This is a genomic window from Rossellomorea aquimaris TF-12 (assembly GCF_001648555.1).
GTDB lineage: Bacteria > Bacillota > Bacilli > Bacillales > Bacillaceae_B > Rossellomorea > Rossellomorea aquimaris.
In genome coordinates this window covers 276,013-294,704 of the sequence record NZ_LQXM01000029.1, presented here as the reverse complement: position 1 = coordinate 294,704, position 18,692 = coordinate 276,013, and the positions used below count along the sequence as shown (strand labels likewise).

21 protein-coding genes are annotated in these 18,692 nt (G+C 35.2%); 16 read left to right on the top strand and 5 right to left on the bottom strand.

Features of this window, described 5'->3' with window-relative positions:
- The first annotated feature begins 4 nt into the window (after window positions 1–4).
- Window positions 5–424 carry an HIT family protein gene (locus IQI_RS14970; protein WP_064093439.1) on the top strand — a complete coding sequence of 140 codons (420 nt, stop codon included), beginning with the start codon at window positions 5–7 and terminating at the stop codon, window positions 422–424.
- A gap of 339 nt (window positions 425–763) precedes the next feature.
- On the opposite strand, the gene IQI_RS14965 is transcribed toward IQI_RS14970, so the two are convergent.
- The gene (locus tag IQI_RS14965) at window positions 764–1,150 is read right to left on the bottom strand and encodes a sporulation protein (protein WP_064093438.1); all 387 of its coding nucleotides are present in this window, start codon (window positions 1,148–1,150) and stop codon (window positions 764–766) included.
- A 323-nt stretch (window positions 1,151–1,473) separates the two neighbouring features.
- Between IQI_RS14965 and IQI_RS14960 the strand changes: the two genes are divergently transcribed.
- Window positions 1,474–3,600, top strand: coding sequence for a peptidoglycan D,D-transpeptidase FtsI family protein (locus IQI_RS14960; protein WP_064093897.1), 2,127 nt, complete (start codon window positions 1,474–1,476; stop codon window positions 3,598–3,600).
- Between the two features lie 45 nt (window positions 3,601–3,645).
- Here the strand turns inward: IQI_RS14960 and IQI_RS14955 are convergent, their stop codons facing one another.
- The gene (locus tag IQI_RS14955) at window positions 3,646–4,938 is read right to left on the bottom strand and encodes an MFS transporter (RefSeq protein ID WP_064093437.1); all 1,293 of its coding nucleotides are present in this window, start codon (window positions 4,936–4,938) and stop codon (window positions 3,646–3,648) included.
- A 163-nt stretch (window positions 4,939–5,101) separates the two neighbouring features.
- On the opposite strand from IQI_RS14955, the gene IQI_RS20685 reads away from it, so the two are divergent.
- From IQI_RS20685 to IQI_RS14925, 8 genes are all read left to right on the top strand, one after another.
- Window positions 5,102–5,266, top strand: coding sequence for a hypothetical protein (locus IQI_RS20685; RefSeq protein WP_156509925.1), 165 nt, complete (start codon window positions 5,102–5,104; stop codon window positions 5,264–5,266).
- Between the two features lie 125 nt (window positions 5,267–5,391).
- The gene (locus IQI_RS14950; protein WP_064093436.1) at window positions 5,392–6,261 is read left to right on the top strand and encodes an ABC transporter permease subunit; all 870 of its coding nucleotides are present in this window, start codon (window positions 5,392–5,394) and stop codon (window positions 6,259–6,261) included.
- A complete protein-coding gene (locus tag IQI_RS14945) occupies window positions 6,258–7,298 on the top strand; it encodes an ABC transporter permease (protein WP_156509924.1) in 1,041 nt (346 codons plus the stop codon). Before IQI_RS14950 ends, IQI_RS14945 begins: the two co-directional genes overlap by 4 nt.
- Before the next feature lie 179 nt (window positions 7,299–7,477).
- A complete protein-coding gene (locus tag IQI_RS14940) occupies window positions 7,478–8,062 on the top strand; it encodes a nucleotidyltransferase family protein (protein WP_064093895.1) in 585 nt (194 codons plus the stop codon).
- Between the two features lie 42 nt (window positions 8,063–8,104).
- Entirely contained in the window at window positions 8,105–8,863 is a 759-nt protein-coding gene (locus tag IQI_RS14935; RefSeq protein ID WP_082892740.1) for a YdcF family protein, read from the top strand.
- A gap of 127 nt (window positions 8,864–8,990) precedes the next feature.
- Window positions 8,991–9,350 carry a DUF4306 domain-containing protein gene (locus tag IQI_RS20380; RefSeq protein ID WP_082892739.1) on the top strand — a complete coding sequence of 120 codons (360 nt, stop codon included), beginning with the start codon at window positions 8,991–8,993 and terminating at the stop codon, window positions 9,348–9,350.
- 94 nt (window positions 9,351–9,444) lie between these two features.
- Window positions 9,445–10,338, top strand: coding sequence for a hypothetical protein (locus IQI_RS14930; protein WP_064093435.1), 894 nt, complete (start codon window positions 9,445–9,447; stop codon window positions 10,336–10,338).
- 15 nt (window positions 10,339–10,353) lie between these two features.
- Window positions 10,354–11,208 (top strand): phosphotransferase, encoded by an 855-nt coding sequence (locus IQI_RS14925; RefSeq protein ID WP_064093434.1) that lies wholly within the window; start codon window positions 10,354–10,356, stop codon window positions 11,206–11,208.
- Between the two features lie 31 nt (window positions 11,209–11,239).
- Here IQI_RS14925 and IQI_RS14920 read toward each other — a convergent pair whose 3' ends face one another.
- Window positions 11,240–11,632, bottom strand: a complete 393-nt coding sequence (locus IQI_RS14920; protein WP_064093433.1) for an SET domain-containing protein — start codon at window positions 11,630–11,632, stop codon at window positions 11,240–11,242.
- A gap of 126 nt (window positions 11,633–11,758) precedes the next feature.
- A complete protein-coding gene (locus IQI_RS14915; protein ID WP_156509923.1) occupies window positions 11,759–13,072 on the bottom strand; it encodes a D-alanyl-D-alanine carboxypeptidase family protein in 1,314 nt (437 codons plus the stop codon).
- 186 nt (window positions 13,073–13,258) lie between these two features.
- Between IQI_RS14915 and IQI_RS14910 the strand changes: the two genes are divergently transcribed.
- Window positions 13,259–14,128: an ABC transporter permease subunit gene (locus IQI_RS14910; protein ID WP_064093432.1), complete on the top strand. Its 870-nt coding sequence runs from the start codon at window positions 13,259–13,261 to the stop codon at window positions 14,126–14,128.
- Complete coding sequence (locus IQI_RS14905) at window positions 14,125–15,147, top strand: ABC transporter permease (protein ID WP_064093431.1); 1,023 nt, start codon at window positions 14,125–14,127, stop codon at window positions 15,145–15,147. Before IQI_RS14910 ends, IQI_RS14905 begins: the two co-directional genes overlap by 4 nt.
- A 19-nt stretch (window positions 15,148–15,166) precedes the next feature.
- Here the strand turns inward: IQI_RS14905 and IQI_RS14900 are convergent, their stop codons facing one another.
- Window positions 15,167–15,571: a hypothetical protein gene (locus IQI_RS14900; RefSeq protein WP_064093430.1), complete on the bottom strand. Its 405-nt coding sequence runs from the start codon at window positions 15,569–15,571 to the stop codon at window positions 15,167–15,169.
- A gap of 135 nt (window positions 15,572–15,706) precedes the next feature.
- On the opposite strand from IQI_RS14900, the gene IQI_RS14895 reads away from it, so the two are divergent.
- Genes IQI_RS14895 through IQI_RS14880 form a run of 4 tightly spaced genes read left to right on the top strand, consistent with a single transcriptional unit; the run spans window position 15,707 to window position 18,692 of the window.
- On the top strand, window positions 15,707–16,627 hold the full coding sequence (locus IQI_RS14895; protein ID WP_064093892.1) for an alpha/beta fold hydrolase: 921 nt from the start codon (window positions 15,707–15,709) through the stop codon (window positions 16,625–16,627).
- Entirely contained in the window at window positions 16,617–17,102 is a 486-nt protein-coding gene (locus IQI_RS14890; protein WP_064093429.1) for a P-loop NTPase family protein, read from the top strand. Before IQI_RS14895 ends, IQI_RS14890 begins: the two co-directional genes overlap by 11 nt.
- 31 nt (window positions 17,103–17,133) lie before the next feature.
- The gene (locus IQI_RS14885; RefSeq protein WP_064093428.1) at window positions 17,134–17,679 is read left to right on the top strand and encodes a GNAT family N-acetyltransferase; all 546 of its coding nucleotides are present in this window, start codon (window positions 17,134–17,136) and stop codon (window positions 17,677–17,679) included.
- Between the two features lie 2 nt (window positions 17,680–17,681).
- The gene (locus IQI_RS14880; protein ID WP_064093891.1) at window positions 17,682–18,692 is read left to right on the top strand and encodes a serine hydrolase domain-containing protein; all 1,011 of its coding nucleotides are present in this window, start codon (window positions 17,682–17,684) and stop codon (window positions 18,690–18,692) included.

Below are 18,692 nucleotides of genomic sequence, written 5' to 3'. Positions count from 1 at the left end.
AAAAATGCTAAAAAAAGACTGTGCCTTTTGCAGTATAGTAGGTAAGGATGCACCTGGAAATATTATTTTTGAAGATGACCTGGTGTGCTGTTTTTTAGATATCGATCCAATTAATGAAGGTCATGTCTTAATAGTACCTAAAAAACATTGTCATGACGTTGATGAGTTAGAAGAAGAAACTTTCATAAGAATTACGAAACTATCTAGAAAAATGACAAAAGTAATGAAAAAAGCCTTTCACCCTGATGGATATACAATCATGCAAAATGGTGGCAAATTTACTGATTTTGGACACTATCATTTACACATATTTCCTAGGTATGTGAATGACGAGTTTGGGTGGAACAGTAAAGAACTTGACAATCAAAGTAGTTTTGAGTCTGTAAGAGAGAAGTTAAGAGATACATTGGTGGAAATTAATTAAAGAGGTCTGTTAATTCTTACTTAGTTTCGATAACAAGGAGAAATTCCTAAACAACAATATAATAGGCAACTAAAAAGCTTGAGGCAAATTTATTAAATCTCAAGCTTTTTGTATATCAACTTTTGAATCTTCTCTTTAAATGACATAGCAAGTAACAAGAAAGTGGGCACTCTAATTCACACGGTTACTCGATTCTATTTAGCTCTGCTATTTTGAGTGTATTTTCTCTGTTTAGAAATACGCACTTACCGTTTTCCATTTTTCCCTAAGTCAATAACTCTCCATCAAAAATACCCCTCTCCACAAAGGAAGAAGGGTACATGAAAGTCTACATTTAAATTAAATTAAAATCTGAAACTCGTCGTGATCCACGCTGTTTACTCCATCGTCGAATACGACACGAGTGACAAATTTGTAAGAGATTGTCTCACTGCTAGGAGGAAATGAATCTGAAAGCCTACATGAAAAGCGAATCGTTCGTTGTTCCTTCGCCTTCATAGTCGATGAACTTAATATAGTATTTTGGTGAAGAATGGCCGAACGATCATTATTTTGATCGTATTGCAGAAGATCTGTTTCAATCCTCTTCAGCTTCTGATCAATTCTGCCCCCAATGAGTTCATACTCACCTTGAATGACGTCTCCTGGACGAAACTCAGACTTGTTTAATACCAAATCAATCTTTGATGCCCCAATACCGAACCTACACATCAGTTTATTAAACATAAAAGCCTTCAACCTCTCATTCATCTAGTTACCAATTCTACGTAAAAAGGAAAGCTTTCGTTTCACTTTCGTTACGAATACGTTGATTTCATACGTCTATATTTTAAAAGAAAAGAATCATCCTGTCTAGATAGCATATTCGACATTTTCTGCGAATACTAGATTAGTAAAATGATTGGAATTAAAGGAAAATAGAGGTAGAAATGCAAGATAATCTCCTATAAAATAGAGTTAGAAACAAAAATTGGTAAAAACTAGCTTAAGAAGGGGTTCTAAAGGTGAATGTAAAGAAAAAGAAGAAAAAAACTCATGTTCCTTTGAGAATGAATTTGTTATTTATTACTGTCTTTTTTCTATTCTCAATCTTAATTCTCCGCCTTGGTGTTGTCCAAATAGTTAAAGGGAAACAATATGAGGCAGAAGTACAACGAACAGAGAATGTAATTGCGAATAATGGAACACCTCCAAGAGGCAAAATTTATGATCGGTATCGGAATGTAATTGTAGACAACGTTCCGTTAAATGCGATTACCTATACAAGAACACAAAATACTAAGACAGAAGAAATGCTGGAAGTGGCTGAACGTTTAGCTGCATTGATCGAAATGAAACCAGACAAGATAACCGATCGGGATCGGAAAGATTATTGGTTACTTACACACTCAAAAGAAGCAGCAAAATTAGTTTCAAGGGAGGAAATAAAGAAACTAGAGGATAACGATGACCTTACTGAAGAAGATGTAAATAAAAAGGTTTATGCAATGCAACTGGAGCGTATTACGGAAAAAGATATACAATCATTTGATGAAAAAGAGTTAGAGATCCTTGCTATTTTCAGAGAGTTTAATACTGGATATGCATTGTCACCGCAGATCATCAAAAATAAAGGTGTCTCAGTAGCAGAAATGGCCAGGGTTAATGAACATTTATACACATTACCAGGAGTAAATGTCACCACCGATTGGGAGAGAGTCAATGTAGGTGATTCAACATTAAAATCCATTTTAGGTAAAGTATCCACTTCTCAACAGGGACTTCCTAAGGAACAAGTATCGGACCTAACATCCAGAGGGTATTCCTTAAATGATCGAGTGGGGACTACCTATTTTGAATCTCAATATGAAAATGACTTAAGAGGACAGAAAGAAAAGGTTGAATATGTCACGAAAAATGGGAGTGTACTAGATACACGACTTATAAGTGAAGGCCACAGTGGAAACGATGTGGTTCTAACAATTGATGTGAAACTTCAAAAGGAAATTGAGAAAATTGTTTCAGAAGAGCTCAGTAAACAAGCAGCAAAATATTGGGACTCACCATATCTAGACCGAGCCTTTGTAGTGATGATGGATCCACATACAGGAGAAATACTTTCCATGGTAGGGAAAAAATATGGGGAAAATGCTGAAGGAAAGAGAGAATTGCAGGATTATGCCCTTGGAACCTATACGTCTTTCTATGGCATGGGTTCAATAGTAAAAGGAGCAACGGTATTAACAGGATATATGACTGATAAATTAAGAGTTGGAGAAGTAATTTATGATGAAGTGATTAAAACTGGCGGTTTAGAAAAGAGCTCGTGGTTCATTAAATCCAAAGGAGAAATGTACCTAAATGATATTCAGGCTCTGGAAATTTCTTCAAATGGATATATGATAAAAACAGCTTTAAAAATTGCTAATGCTACCTATATTCCAAATGCAGCAACTATTGATATAGATATCGAAGCATTTGATGTAATGAGAAATCATTTTCATCAATTTGGTTTAGGTGTGAAAACAGGTATAGACCTGCCAGGAGAAGTAGATGGATATGTTGGATCAGAAACGATACCTGGTAAATTAATGGACTTTTCAATCGGCCAGTACGACTTATATACTCCCTTACAAATGGTCCAGTACGTCTCCACTATTGCCAATGGAGGATACAGAATGGAACCTCATATCATGAAGGAGATTCGAAAGCCTGACCATGAAAAAGGGAAACTTGGCCCAATAAAGTATGTAAACGAACCTAAAGTATTGAACAGGATTAATGTATCAGAAAGAGAAATGAGACAGGTACAATTAGGATTCTACCAAGTGACACATGGAAGCAGAGGAACGGCTTATACTCAATTTAAGGACGCTCCTTATGATGCAGCCGGGAAGTCCGGTACAGCAGAAGCTTTCTACTATAATCCCAAAACAGGTAAAAATTTAGAAACAAATAACACCACTTTGATAGGGTATGCCCCTTTTGACAATCCAGAAATCGCATTCTCAGTGGTTGTTCCTTTTTCACACCAGGACCAAGATCCATACGTGAGCAAAACGATTGGAAAGAGAGTAATGGATAAATATTTTGAATTAAAGAAGGCATATGAAAAAGAAGGATATTTTGACGCTTCCGTTAATGAAGAAGTTAGTGAGGCGGAACAAGAGCAAACGGAAGAGAGAGAAGCGGAATAATAACCTATAAAAAAGCACAAACCTGTACAATAGGTTTGTGCTTTTTTAAATGGCTACATCTTTATGAATCTCTATTTTTTTTACAGTAGGAAGGGACAGACTCATAGCAGCTGCTGCTATTAAAAGAACAATAGCTAAACCAAAAGAAATCATATAGCTTCCAGTCCAATCAAATAGCAGTCCTGGAATAAAGGAACCAATTGCTGCCCCCATTTGATGACTCAAAAATAACCAACCGATGACAACACCAACAGACATATGTTGAAAGTATTCAGTAGCTAATTTCACAGTCGGTGCTACAGTAGCAAAGTCCACAATCCCAAAAGAAATAGCAAAAAGTATTAGTAAATGAGAGCGTTCAATAAAGAATCCAAAAAGGTTCATATCTTGAAGAATCGCAATTAATACAACAATTGTAAGAGCTCTAGTCCCATATAAAAAACCAAGTATCTTTTGGCAACTCCAGCGGTCAGCTAAATAACCTGAATAAATAGTTCCAATTATATTGAATCCTGCCAGAAAGCTTACCGCTGCTCCTGTAACGGTATTGGAGAAGCCACAAATTTGAGCAAAAGGAATAAGATGTGTATCAATTAAACCACTCGTAGTGAATCCGCATACAAAGAATGGTAAAAGTAAAAAAAGAAAGGATTTCTTGTGTAGTAGGTGTTTCATGGACAGTGTCTTTTTCTTCTCAACCTGCTTGTCAAAACTCAAGACTCTCCCTAATTCTTCTCCACCATAGGGGTGTATCCCTTTTTCTTCAGGAAAAGACCGAATCAATATAAACACAAGTGGAAACACAATAAATGTCAAAAAAACTCCAAGTAAGAGTACGGTTTGTTGCCATCCAAAGCCTTCAATCAAAAAGAGAGATAGTGGAACAAGGATCAACTGACCAGCAGCCGTACCGGCAGACATTAATCCAAGGGCGAACCCTCTTTTTTGACTAAACCAATTTGCAACCGCTACACTTCCTGCAACATTAGAAGCACCACCAAAACCTATGGATGCAAGTACCCCATATATAATCATCAGTTGCCAAAGGCTGTTTGCAAAAAAACTAAACATGGTCATAATACCAATAAGAAGAATACTGAATGAGAGTACTTTACGAACTCCTGCTTTATCAATTAATTTGCCAATATAGGGCTGTGACAATCCAAATACAGCATAACTAATGAAGGCAATGAAAGAAATCATACCTCTGTTTGTTGCAAATTCTCTTTCCCAAGGATTCATGAATGCTCCAAATGAAAGACGCACCCCCTGAGCAGAGAGAAGCGCAATAAAAGTTAAAATCAAAACAGTCCAAGCATAATGAAAACGATTTGGCATTTAGGTCACCTGCTTTAAATGAATTATGTATATCCATAACTATATCAGATTCACTCTTCCTTCATTAATAAATGAATTAGAAAATTCTGTAAAATTGAAACTTTTTTATGTTTTATTCGTATATAATAGAAAGAAACACAAAAATGAAAGTGAGGTCATTCCCATGCTTTGGTGGATCATTGGAATCGCGATTGTATTTAGTGTATTTAGCAGTATATTACGTCGTAAATTAGGCAGTCATTCATATGATGAAATGAACAAAAATGATCGAATTATACAGGAAGAGGATCGTGCGAAAGCAAACAGTTGGTTTACTGGTGGACAATAATTATGGGAGTAAAGTAGATGCTTGGTTTAATAACCAAACATCTTTTTTCATTTTTTTGACGTGAATACTGAAACAATTTGCAAGATTCCTCCGTTACATATGAAGTAGAAAAAGGAGGACCAACCATGACAATCAAAGCAATATCTCAATCATTGCAACGTTTTGTACTTGTATCCCTTGGAATCATTTTTTTATCAAGTGGTATCGGTTTGTTTACTGATGGTATAAACATGAGTTTGAGTCTTTTGATTCATAATCTATTTAAAATTATTAGTTATTTGTTTCATCCCAGTGAAATGACCATTCAAAATACCAGCCTAAATGAATACCCACTTTTTCCGACCTTTTGGAGTTATTATTATTATTCCCTTATTGTTTTCTTATTTTCCTTATCATTAGCTATCATAGTTGGCCTGTTCCTAAGTTACCTCACGATATTATTACCACAAAGAGTAAATGCGTGGATTCTCCGGTTAACGGAGCTACTCGAAGTGGTACCAGATATATTTATCATTATTGTTATTCAATTTTCAGTGATTTTTTTATTTAAGAAAACGGGGATTCTATTATTTCCAATTGCAGGTGCATCGGAGCCAGTCTATTTTCTTCCCATTGTGACGTTATCAATTTTACCGTCTTTGTTCATTTATCGTCTCGCTCTTCTTCTTATCCATGATGAGTTAAAGGAGCCGTACGTAGAATTAGCAAGGAGTAAGGGTTACAGCATCACCCCTATTTTTTTTCACCACATTCTTCGTAATATAGCCAATAGTTTTGTAAATCATATGAAAACCATTATTCTCTTTTTATTATCAAGTCTCATCATTTTTGAACGCCTTTTTAACATTTATGGTATTACTCATTTCATCTTCTCGTTTTCTCAAATGGAAGTGATTGCATTTAGTTTAATGATGTTTTACCTACCAATCTTTCTTCTCTTTTTGATTGCCTCTATTTGGTTGCAAAGAGTGACAGGGGAGGAGGTCAAAATATGATGAACATAAGCACAAAACTTTGGAAAAATCCTTTCTTTTTAAGTGGCTTCATTCTATTGACAAGTATAATAGTATTGAGTTTCGGTTATTATTTGCTGAATCAAGATTATGTTCCCAAACTGGGACTCGTACATGATGAGGAAGGTAACTTAATCAATCATCCATTTTCACCAATAGAATACCCACCGCTTGGGACGGATAATTTCGGACGTAATATACTATTATTAATGTTAGTAGGATCGAAGTATACGATAGGGGCAGCAATGATCATTAGTATAGGAAGGGTTATGATATCAGTACTATTTGGATTATCCATTCACTTTTTATTAGGTAGATTCAAAAAAATTCTCGTGTCAATCGTGGATGCCATTAATTACTTTCCTACAACTCTTCTAGCTTTTTTACTTTTGAATTGGATGATCCTTGAGGGTCCTCTTTACGATCCACTTCATTTCCCATATGGGTTTATGGAAAAAGTCCTATTCTACGTATTTATTTTAATCCTTATTTCAGTGCCTTCCTTATCTATACTAATAGCAAATGAAACAGGGTATATTATGAACAAAGAGTTTATCGTAAATGCAAAAACGTTAGGCGGGGGTAAAAGACATCTCATATTTACTCATCTAAAGCCTTTTCTCGTTCCTCAAGTAGTGATTATCATGTTAAGGGAGTTTATATCTGTAATGCTCCTAATCTCTCACCTAGGAGTTTTAGGTATTTTTATTGGAGGAGCACAACAAGCGACAGATGTGTTTGACCGTAATGTATTTGTGTCATTATCTCATGAATGGTCCGGTTTATTAGGAAATTGGTGGAGCTTTCTTTGGACTACTTACCCTTGGATTGCATTTATTCCCGTGTTCTTTTTCACTCTTGTCATGCTTGGAGTAAAGATGATGCTTATGGGGCTTATTAGTGTAATGAATCGTACGTCATCTAGAGAAATAACGTCAAAAGTACATTTACATATCAACAAAAATGAGAGTGTAGGAGATTTTGAATTTGTAAATAAAAAAGAGTCCTCGCTATTTTAACTTAATCCTATCACTATGAAACACCATTTAATGGTAAAATAATTCTAGGTTACGTAAATTAAATTACTTTAATATTGACACATACATGGATATGATACATGCGAATTGGTATAAACAAAGTTCAAGTTATTATTTCTCCACCGAAGCAAAGTGAGGTGGAAAAGGAAGGGGGGAGATTAATGTTATCAACAGAACAAGATATTCTTAGACTTATAGAAGCAGATTCTTGGATGATGGAAATATTACAGGTGGTTCAATCGTTGAATCTTCCAGATTGTTGGGTATGTGCCGGGTTTGTTCGAACGAAGGTATGGGATACTCTTCACAGTCATAATGTTAACACGCCATTAGCAGATATTGATGTTGTTTACTTTGATAAATCCAACATAAAAGAGGAAGAGGAAAAACGGTTAGAAAACCGATTGAAAATTATTCTTCCAAGTGAACCATGGTCTGTGAAAAACCAAGCAAGAATGCATGTGGTGAATGGTGAAAAACCTTATGAATCAACAGTAGACGCAATTTCAAGATTTCCTGAAACCGCAACGAGTATTGCAGTGAAATTAGATCAACATACCCAGTTAATTTTAGTTACGCCCTGGGGAATTGAAGACCTTCTATCCCTTCAAATAAAACCAACACCTCCTTTCACAATGAAAAAAGAACTTGTTGAGATATATGAAGCAAGACTCAAACAAAAAGATTGGAAAAGCAAATGGCCAAAGGTGAAGGTATATTCGATCTATGCTTCACGTGAAAGCTGAATATTTTTCAAAGGTAATGGTATAAAACGATAGGGGAGAAAAATGAATAATATTTTAATTTTTGAAATACTTTTCATCCTAATTATAGGATTTCTTCTATTCCTATTTGGGATTACATTTGGTCTTATATTTATAATAGGCATCGTACAAATCTTTCTTTTTCTGATTTTTTTATATAAGCGCTATAAACAAAGTGGAAATGTAACATATAAAAAAGCAATGGTAGTAGGAAATATTTTATTCGGAGTCTTCTTTGTAAGCTTTATTCTAGTTCAAGGCATTCTCATCAATTCTATGGTGAAATCACATGAAGCCAAAAGAATGGATGAGGTAGATGTGGTCATCATTTTAGGAGCCGGGTTAAGGGGAGAAGAGCTTTCTATGACCTTGGAGGAAAGAGTTGAAAAAGGGAGAGACTTTCTCTTAGAGAATAAAAACGTACCTGTTATCGTATCTGGAGGACAGGGAGAAGGAGAAGATATTCCGGAAGCGGAAGCCATGGGGAGATATTTAATCGGAAATGGTATTAATGAAAGTCGAATCTTCTATGACAAAACATCCACTACAACGTTTGAAAATCTTAAAAACTCTCAAATGATCTTAAAAAGAATGAACATGGATAAAGCTAAGGTTTTGATCGTAACAAGTGACTATCATGTTTACAGGGCGAAGATACTCAGTGAAGAGCTTGACTTAAAGACCGAATTATTAGGCAGTCAATCTCCGATGTTTATTACAGTGAATTATGTTATTAGAGAATATTTTGCAGTGGTAAAAACATGGGTTGAGAAGGCTTTGTAGGTTGAGGTTTTAATTGATATTTTGAGGTCCGTCCCTTAGAAGGGAGCAGATAAAATGAGTTATAAGTATTTGATGCAGTTGGTTGCTGGTGTGATGGTGTTTTAGTTTGTGGCGTTAGCATCCTGGTATGAGGGCAGTGGATTATTGGATGATCCATGGGAATGGAATTATTGCTCCTTTTAGTGTATGGATACATGGCAGTACTTTAAATCGTGAATTTATTTCGGATCTTGATTTCTTTGTGTATGCAGCAAAATTTGCACCAGTATTTCCGCTACTAATGGTCGTCAGTAGACTTTACCTCCTGACAATAACTTTTCACTCTATTCTAAAATCGCGTAGCAATGTATTTACTATTTATTTAGTTTTCATTGGGTCCAAGTTAGTTATAGGAAGTTTCTTTTATTTTCATCGACAACAAATGGGGGTAAGTTATTCTTTCTTGGGCTTCTCACCTTGGGGATGTCCTTTGTGGTTGGCGCACTAGCAAATTACTTTCTTATTCCTAAGATGAAATAGGAGACAGGAACCCAGAACCTAACCTCTATATACTAAATTCATCTAAGGAGCGACTAACTAAAATGAATGTATATGGTTATAATCTAACTAATGAAACACTTTTAAAATGGGATGACAAAATTATTCCTAATGAAGAGTGGTTTTACTTATATCAACCGATAGAGACACTTTCTACGAATGTATTTGAAGAACTGAATCCACCTTTAGACATAAGAACTTCTTATGTTACTTGGGGGATTAAAAAGAAAGCTAGATACATCTCAAAACAAACTCCTGAAGCTTTTCTCTCATTATCACCACAGATACAGCACAAAATTGTGAAGCAACAATGGGAGTTAGATAGAGGACTTGTTTTTAAGAAAGAAGATTTAAAGGGCTTATTAGAATGTACAATGGGTGAATTTCCGTCTTTTCAATTAGATGAAGGGGATGAAGTTGTATTATTGCATCGATTGTTATGGGATTCTTTTGATATTAAGAAGAAACAGAACTTTCTAAAAAACTATTCAAAATTTTGGATAAGCGAAGAATCTCAATGGAATCAGATATCCGAGAATGAAAAAAATATTCTTCAATCACAATTTCATCATTTGCATTCTTTCTTTGATACATTCTCATCAAATAACGGACCGAACTGTTTTTCTGCAGTATCTGCCGCGATTTTACATAACGTTTCCTATCTTCAAGAGTGGATGCAAGCTAGTGATTTTTTAAACATTTTACTTAAAGAAGGATACTATTCTCAAAAGAATGGCAGAGCATTTAAAGAGGGAGATGTTCTTGTCTGGTTTAATACTCATTCTATCCCCATTCATGCAGCTTACGTCTTAAATGAAAACTTTGTATTTAATAAGAATGGCCAAACTATATTTAATCCATGGCAACTAGTTAAAATAGAAGATGTGTTGGATAGATGGGAACATCCAGAATCAAAATTGAAACACTATCGAAGGTAATCGTTGGAGGTACTTATGAAGATAGATGCAATCATTCAACATTTAACTACTAAGGGGGTGATCCCCTCAAACATACAACTGATAAAATCACTGAAAGGTGGATCATCCAGTACAGTCTATTACTTAGAGTGTGAAGGTGGAGAAGAGTTGGTAATTAAACAAAACGAACCTTTCATACTAAGAGAAGAAGTTAAATTTCTACTGTTTTATAAATCGATTTCCTATTTTCCTAACGTCATTTATTATGATTCAACCTTTCAGTATTTTGTTTATACATTTCTAAAAGGGGATACCAAATCTGTAGGGAATATGAAGGAAAACCTACTCAAATTAGTATACTCAGTACTCAACCATTATAAAGAATCATCTGAAAAAGAAACATGGGGATGGACAGACCAATCCGTTCGTACTTGGAAAGAATTTTTAAGAGAAAGAACAGAGAATGCGAAACTGACATTAAAAGGAGTCCTGCCTGTAGAAGACGAAGAGTATGTTGATCAAATTCTAGCAAGCATAGAAGAAGAAAAATATGCATATCTTTCTCACGGTGATTGTGGAGTGCATAATTTTATTTGTGAAAAGGAGGAACTTACGGGTGTAATTGACCCAACACCCATTTATGCAAGTCCTCTTTATGATTTTCTTTACGCATTTTGTTCATGCCCAAAGGACTTAACCGTCGAAACATTACATTCAGTCGTTTCAGAGATGAAATTTGTACAGAAAGAAAGGAAAAAGGTGTACAAAGAATTAATGGTCATTCTATACATCCGCATCGGTACATGCCTCCGTCACCACCCGGATGATTTAGAGCAGTACATTCAAGCATGGTCTTATTGGAAAGAAAAAGAGAGACTCTCAGAGATATAAGCTCTTTGGGTCTCTCTTTATCATGATAAATCTATTCTTCTTCATTGTCTTCTTTGTTAAACCAAAGGGGATCGTCGTTATCCACTTCACCATTGTAATTAATCAACAGTTCTTCTCCAGCTTTTATATCTTTATAAGCATAGAAATCGAAGGTATGGTTATCAAAATTAATATCATATACCGTATTTGGTGTATATGAATGGTTAAACAGCATTCCATAACCTAATAGAAGTGCTGTATGGTTTATTCCATATTCAAATACATAATCAGCTAAAAAGGTTTTCTCAATATGTTCATGTTCCTCATTTGGATAAGGAATAACCGGAGCCTCATGAACAAGCTCACCTTTAGCAATATCTCTCTTTGCAAAAACACCACGATTGAGATCACCGTCACTTAGTGAAGATAGTTTTACTTCAATCATTTATGCCACCTTCTTTCTAAATCCTTTAACTTAGTAAGCTTGACACTATTTAGGGAGAAAAGCAACTGAAAAACAATAGGTTATCAGATAAAAATCATCAATATCCCACTTGAAATACAGGCATTGTTAAAACAATTTCCCAATAAACTCTTCAATCTTTCGTGCACTTCGAACGAACCAGTTAGCTTTTTCGACTGTTGCTGAAGCATAAACATCCACTTTAGTTTCTGTTCGTTTTTTGTTTACTATATACTCATATTTGGGAGGATTGTCGATGATTAATTCTCCGATTTTTTCACCCTTTTCAATAGGAGCTTGAAGTTCACCTTTATCATTCAGCTTTTTCGAATCCGGCTTGAATAAAACTTTGATTTTATTTTTTTTATTCTGATTTAGTCTCATCTTTATAGGCTTGGCCAGGTTGATTTTCACTTCTGATTCTACTCCGTCAGCAACAGGGAGAAGATGCTCTTTTTTCTTATCTACGTCATCTAATGAGTACTCAAATGTTTTAAATTCATTAAATCCATAATCAAGGAGTTCCACCGTCTGAATGAAACGAGCAGCGCTACTAGGTTGTCCATATTCATCCTTCGCATCTAGGATCACAGTAATAAAACGAGTATCATCTCTTTCAGCTGTACCCGTAAACGTTGAACCAGCGAAAGGCGTGGTACCTGTTTTCAAACCGTCAGCTCCTTTATAATAAGAGGAACGATCTTTTAAAAGAGCATTGGTGTTTTTCATCAGCAATTCTTCAGATGTGCCTTTTCTAAAATACTTATACGGAAGCTTTGAAGTATCAAGGACTTCTGGAAAGTCTTTAAGAAGGTGATAGGCTAAAGTTGCCATATCTTCAGCAGAAACCATGTTTTCATCGTTCACACCGGTACCTTCAGGATGGTAGCCAAACATATCATAATTACTAAGGCCAGAAGAATTAACAAATTGATAATGTTCCATTCCTAATTCCTTTGCCTTCTGGTTCATGCGCTTTACAAATTCACCTTCTGTTCCAGCTACAACTTCTGAAAGAGCAATGGCAGCACCATTACCCGATTTAATGACCATAGCATCATACAATTCCCTTACAGTATAAGATTCATTCTCAAGTAAATGAACATTACTAAGACCTGGAGCATTGGCTAATAAAAACACTTTGTCGCTTACTTTATAGGTTTGATCCCACTTGATTTTCCCATCATGTATCGCCTCAAGGACAAGGTATTCTGTCATCATTTTAGTCATACTTGCAATACCAAGGAGTTCATCTTCATTTTCTTTATAAAGGATTTCTCCAGTATCTGCATCTACTAATATTGCGGCATCTGCTTCTATATCAATCTTTCCTTCACCATATACCACACTTTGAAAAGGTGATAGTGAGAGAAAAGAAATCATGGTTATTGGTACAACTCTTTTCAACATACGTTTCTTCAATGATCAAACCTCCAACACACTATTTCACAACCAAACTATTTTAACACACAAACCTTAAAAAGATTGTATCGAATATCGCTAAGTAAAAATGCCATAATTTCTCAAAAAAACATTGCGATAAAAAAGTAAAATGTTACCATTAAAGAAGATGGTACTCTCTAATAATTGACATAGGAGTTTATTAAAATGCTGAAATTAATGATAAAAACAATGTCTGAGCTTAGCTTGATTCTTCTTGGAATTCTTTTGGTAAGTGCTACCTCGGCATTATTTGTAAACCAAAGCTTTTCTTTCTCTTCATATAGCTTAGCTCTATTAGAAATAGGCAGGGAACTTTTATCTCCTACCGATATCGTATATATAAATCCTATTTCTGGTATAGAAAGAAGTCTGTTTCCCATTTTTCTCCTTGCTTATTGGAGTAGTGCTCGAATTTTCTTTTTAGCTTTGTGCATCTCATTACTAACCGCTATCATTCTATTAATACTCTATTATTCTAGTGGAAAAACTATAAAAAAAGGGTTGAAGGGACTTTCTTTTTCCATCGGAGCTTTGCCTGACATTTTTGTTATTATACTGTTTCAACTCGCCATTGTATGGTTCTTTAAACAAACAGGTACACTTCTTATTGATTTTGCATCGGTGGGGCAGAATCAAGTCGTTATCCTTCCAGCTATTACTCTCAGTATACTTCCGAGTTTCTTCTTTTTTAGCAATCTTGTTGAATTCATAAGAGAAGAAGAGGGGAAACCATATGTAGAATTGGCAAAGAGTAAAGGTTTGGGGAAATATAAAATTCTCTTTTTTCATACTATCCGAAACGTGTTCATCAGTTTAACCTACCATGGAAAACAAATTTCCTGGATGATGCTTTCCAATCTATTGATCCTGGAATATCTATTTAATGTCTTTGGCGTCACCTCATTTTTGTTTTCTTATAATACGCCAGTGATTTTTGCAATTACTTCAATTTCATTGTTTGTACCACTGTATTTACTGTTAAAATGTCTACAATTTGTTATTAGGAAAGTGATTGGTAAGGAGATGAGTTTATGAAAAAACGTACCCGATATTGGTTTTCAACTATTTTCTTTTCGGGCATTTTACTTATTCTCATAATAGGAAGTTTTCTTTTTAATCTTAATTATAATGGAAGCATTCCACAAACTCTGATTCAATTTAATCATGAAGGGAAGATTATTGGGGCTGCACCGTTTCCACCTTCTTTCCAGTTTCCGTTGGGAACAGACCGGGAAGGGTATCATATTTTACATAAAATCATTGGAGGGGCACAATATACGTTAGGAGCAGGAGTTGTCATCTCTCTATTATGCTTCCTCATTGCCTTTGTATTTGGAATAGTTGGAGGGTTTTCAAATTTTAAATTCACTCTGCTTTCTAAAAGAATACTTACTTCGTTCTACTTTATTCCTCAATCGATTATTGCTTATAATATACTGTATCCTTTGTTGTGGGAACCAATAGATGGTTTTACAACTTCTCTCAGTGAAAGATTGATTATTGAAATGATCGTGCTTGCAGTGATTTGTGCTCCAACAACAGCCATCCTTATTGGCAATGAAACAGAACAAATACTTAAAGAGGAATTTATTACGTCAGCTAGAGTTCTTGGAGGAAGTTCTTTTTTTATTTTTTATAAACATCTCATGCCTCATTTGAAAACGCGGTTATTTGTTATTTATCCAAAGATTGTTATTCAAATTTTATTGATTATTGCTCATTTAGGTTTTTTTACTCTGTTTTTTGGAGGCACTGATGTTTGCTATGCCCCATTTTGTGATCCTCCTAAACCATTTGTCCATGAATGGTCAAGTCTCATGGGAACAAATTATCATGAACTCTACAATGCATGGTGGATTTTCATAGGTCCTATGCTCTTCTTTGTTTTAACCATTCTCTTATTAAATGGAATAGCCAAATCATTAGAAAAAGCACTAGAAGGAAAAGAGAATAACTCTTCAATAAAAACGGCTTCAGCTGAACACAATGAAAAAAGAACAACTTCGATAGATTCAACAAGCTTTGAGTTTAACCATAGAAATCGTTTTATGTAAAACAAAGAATGGTCCTTATTTAGTGAGGGCCATTCTTCATTAGTACCTTGTATCGTTTTTCATTAAGTGTCCACATTATGAACCCCCAAAGGAATCCTCCGCCGATACAGCAGAGTAAGAGCCACCAGATAGGTTCCTTCCATATTACAATCAATAAAGCTGTAAAAATGAACCCGAGGATCAATGCCCCATATATACTCGAAAAGTACAGCTTTCCTTTCTGACGAATTTTACTCCATCGTAACCAATATCCTCCATCAACTTTTCTACTGTTAATAAAAAATACACAAGCATTCAAGAAAAAAATCAAGCTAATGAAAAGGTAGGTAAACTCAGATGGATCAAGAATATATACAATTAGATTAATGAGAAAAGTAAAGGAAAATAGATAAAAGATAAGTAAATTTTGTTTTGTTTTTTCCATTTTATACACCCCAATCAACCGTATTATAACAAACTTCATTCCATCAGCCCAACAAATTCCAATTTTAAAAAGGAGTTTTATATGTACATCACGAAAACTAGTAAAGGAGAATTTTTACAATTGAGGTGTTTTATCATGAAAGAAAACAAAATAATGGTTCGAGGGAAGGGGATTCATGTTGAAATATATGGATCAAAAGAAAATCCGGCTCTACTCTATTTACATGGTGGACCGGGAGAAAGCTGCTATGATTTTTCCTTTCACCAGCGAAATCGTTTAAAGGATCATTTTTATTTAATTTGTATCGACCAAAGAGGCGTGTGCCGTTCTGAAGTTATTTCAGAAAATGAAGCTTTTGGGTTTCAAGATTTAGTAGAAGACTGTGAAGCGCTTAGATTGAAGCTGAATATCAATCGGTGGTCTGTTTTGGGGCATTCTTTTGGAGGTTTTTTAGCTCTGGCTTATGTATCCCAGTACCCCAATTCAATTGATTGCGTTTTATTTGAATGTCCTACATTCGACTTTACCCTAACCTCCAAAAGCTTACTAAAGAAAACCGCCTATCTTTTTGATAAATATAATCAACATGAATTAAAAGAAAAAGCTCTAAGTTTAATCAATCAAAACTTTTCTCCACGAGAATTTACTGAAATGTATATGGAGCTTAGTGATAAGCTTGGAGAAAATCGAATGGAAATCTATACGTTTAGTTTTGATAATCCAACTGATTATTATGCTGCTTATACTGAGGAAGAATGGGATAAACTATACGATCGTTCGGACATTCACTATAATCTACTACGTGAAGAGGGAATGATTTTTACGAGTTTATTAGATGAAATTAAACATGTTGAAAATCCAATGCTTCTAATGACAGGAGAATACGATCCTGCAACTTGTGAAAAACATGTGGAAGTGTTTATTAGAGAGGCTCAAAATGGATCTATTTTTCATTTTGAAAAGAGCGGCCATACTCCACATTATGAGGAAGCAGATCGTTTTCGGGATGTAATCATCAATTTTATTCCTTTACAGTCCATTCAAAATGTTACATAAGGCGAACCGTATACATATAATCGGATCAGTGGCTAGCGGAAAATCAACTTTTGCACGAAAGCTTTCATCTCAAAAAGGGATACCTTATTTTGAATTAGATAACATCATGTGGAAAAGGGATCCACTTGGTGACTCTCGTCGCAATGTCGAAGAGAGAAAAGATATTCTCCATTCCATTGTTTTAATGGATTCATGGATTATTGAAGGAGTTCATTACGAAGAATGGATTAACGAAAGTCTAGAATATGCGGATACAATTGTTTTCCTAGATACACCCATATACAAGCGAAACTTCCGCATATTAAAAAGATTTTTCGAAGAGAGGCTTGGATTTAAACAAGGCAATTACCCGCAAACCTTTGTTATGTTAAAAAAGATGTACCAGTGGAACTTACGATATAAAAAGGTAGATATGCCTAAAGTAAAGAGAAGATTAGGTCCCTATAAAGAAAAGTTGTTTATGGTTAAGGGATAACATTTTCAACTGAAAGAGGAGAGAAATACAAATGTTTACACATAAAATAAATAATGAAATAGAATTAAAATTACTAGAAATACAAGATGCAGAACGTATTTTCACAATTACTCAGGAGTCACGGAGATATTTGCGAGAATGGCTTCCCTGGGTTGATTTTACAAAAACTCTTGAAGACACAAAAGGCTTTATTAAGAGCACTCGACAAGGCTTTTCTGAGAATAAGAGTCTAACAACGGCTATATTATATAAGAATGAAATTGTAGGTGTAGCAGGGTATAATCAGCTAGATTGGTCGAACAAAATTGCATACATCGGATATTGGCTAGGAGAAGGGTATCAAGGAAATGGAATTATGACTGAGGTTGCTCGAGGGTTAACCGACTATGCTATTAACACTCTTAAGATGAATAAGGTTGATATTACTGCCGCTGAATTCAACCATAAAAGTCGAAGTATTCCCCAACGAATAGGGTTTAAGGAAGAGGGCAGGCTTCGGCAAGCCGAATGGATTAATGATCATTACGTAGATCACATTACTTATGGGATGCTGGCTAGCGAATGGAAGAAGTTATAAACATGCAAAGAACTACTTCAATAAGGGAACTAATAAACTGGGTTGAAGATATTAAAGAAAAAAACCACAGTTCGGCAGCTTCTTTATACATTATAAAGGATAACAAGGTTCTATTAGATCATTACAGCGGGTACCACTCATATTCAAAGGATGCCCCACAAGTATCACCTAAATCTCAGTTTAATATTGCTTCTGCCAGAAAAAGCTACTTAGGCTTAGCTCTTTCCTATGCATTATATGATGGATTGATTTCCAGTTTGGATGATCCTGTTACCAAATATTTTAAGCATTGTGACGTAGAATTATTTAAGGGTACAACCATTCGCCACCTCGCTACCAATTCTCATGGGTTGGACAGGAAACCTGATGGGACGATCTATCGTGAATTTAAAGCAGGGAAGAGATGGGCGTATCATAATGTAGGGGATGGGATGATTGCTGAATTAGTAAATTCTCTTTACAACAAAGGGTTTCCTGAACTTTTAAACGAGCGTGTATTCAAACCAATGGGCTTCACTGAAACAGGATGGAGAACAAAACCACATGAAAATCTAGTGAAAGTCATTAGAGAGGTGAATGAACCCCCGCTTTCTGCTTTAGGTAAATTAAGTGACGGCACAGAGAAAAATCTTTTTGTATCAACTCGAGAATTTGCCAAGTGGGGGCAGCTGCACTTAAACCGAGGTGTTTTTAATAACATTCAGATCGTCCCAAGTGAAGTAATAGACTATGCAACTACAATTCATAGTCCAAGTTATTCAAATAATTCTTTCCCTGAGAACGGACTCTTTTGGTATGTTCAAGGCAAACCAAGGAAAAGAAGTGAAATAGGTGAAAGGGTTCCACAAGGTTCATATCAGATTTTAGGGGTTACAGGTCCAACCATTCTTGTTATCCCTCAACTCAATCTTGTCGTATCTAAAATGTATAACAAACGGAATAACTATGGGGAAGGGAACTACCTTCACTATTTAAAGGAATTTGGTAATAAGGTAGTAGATGTTTTTTCTTAG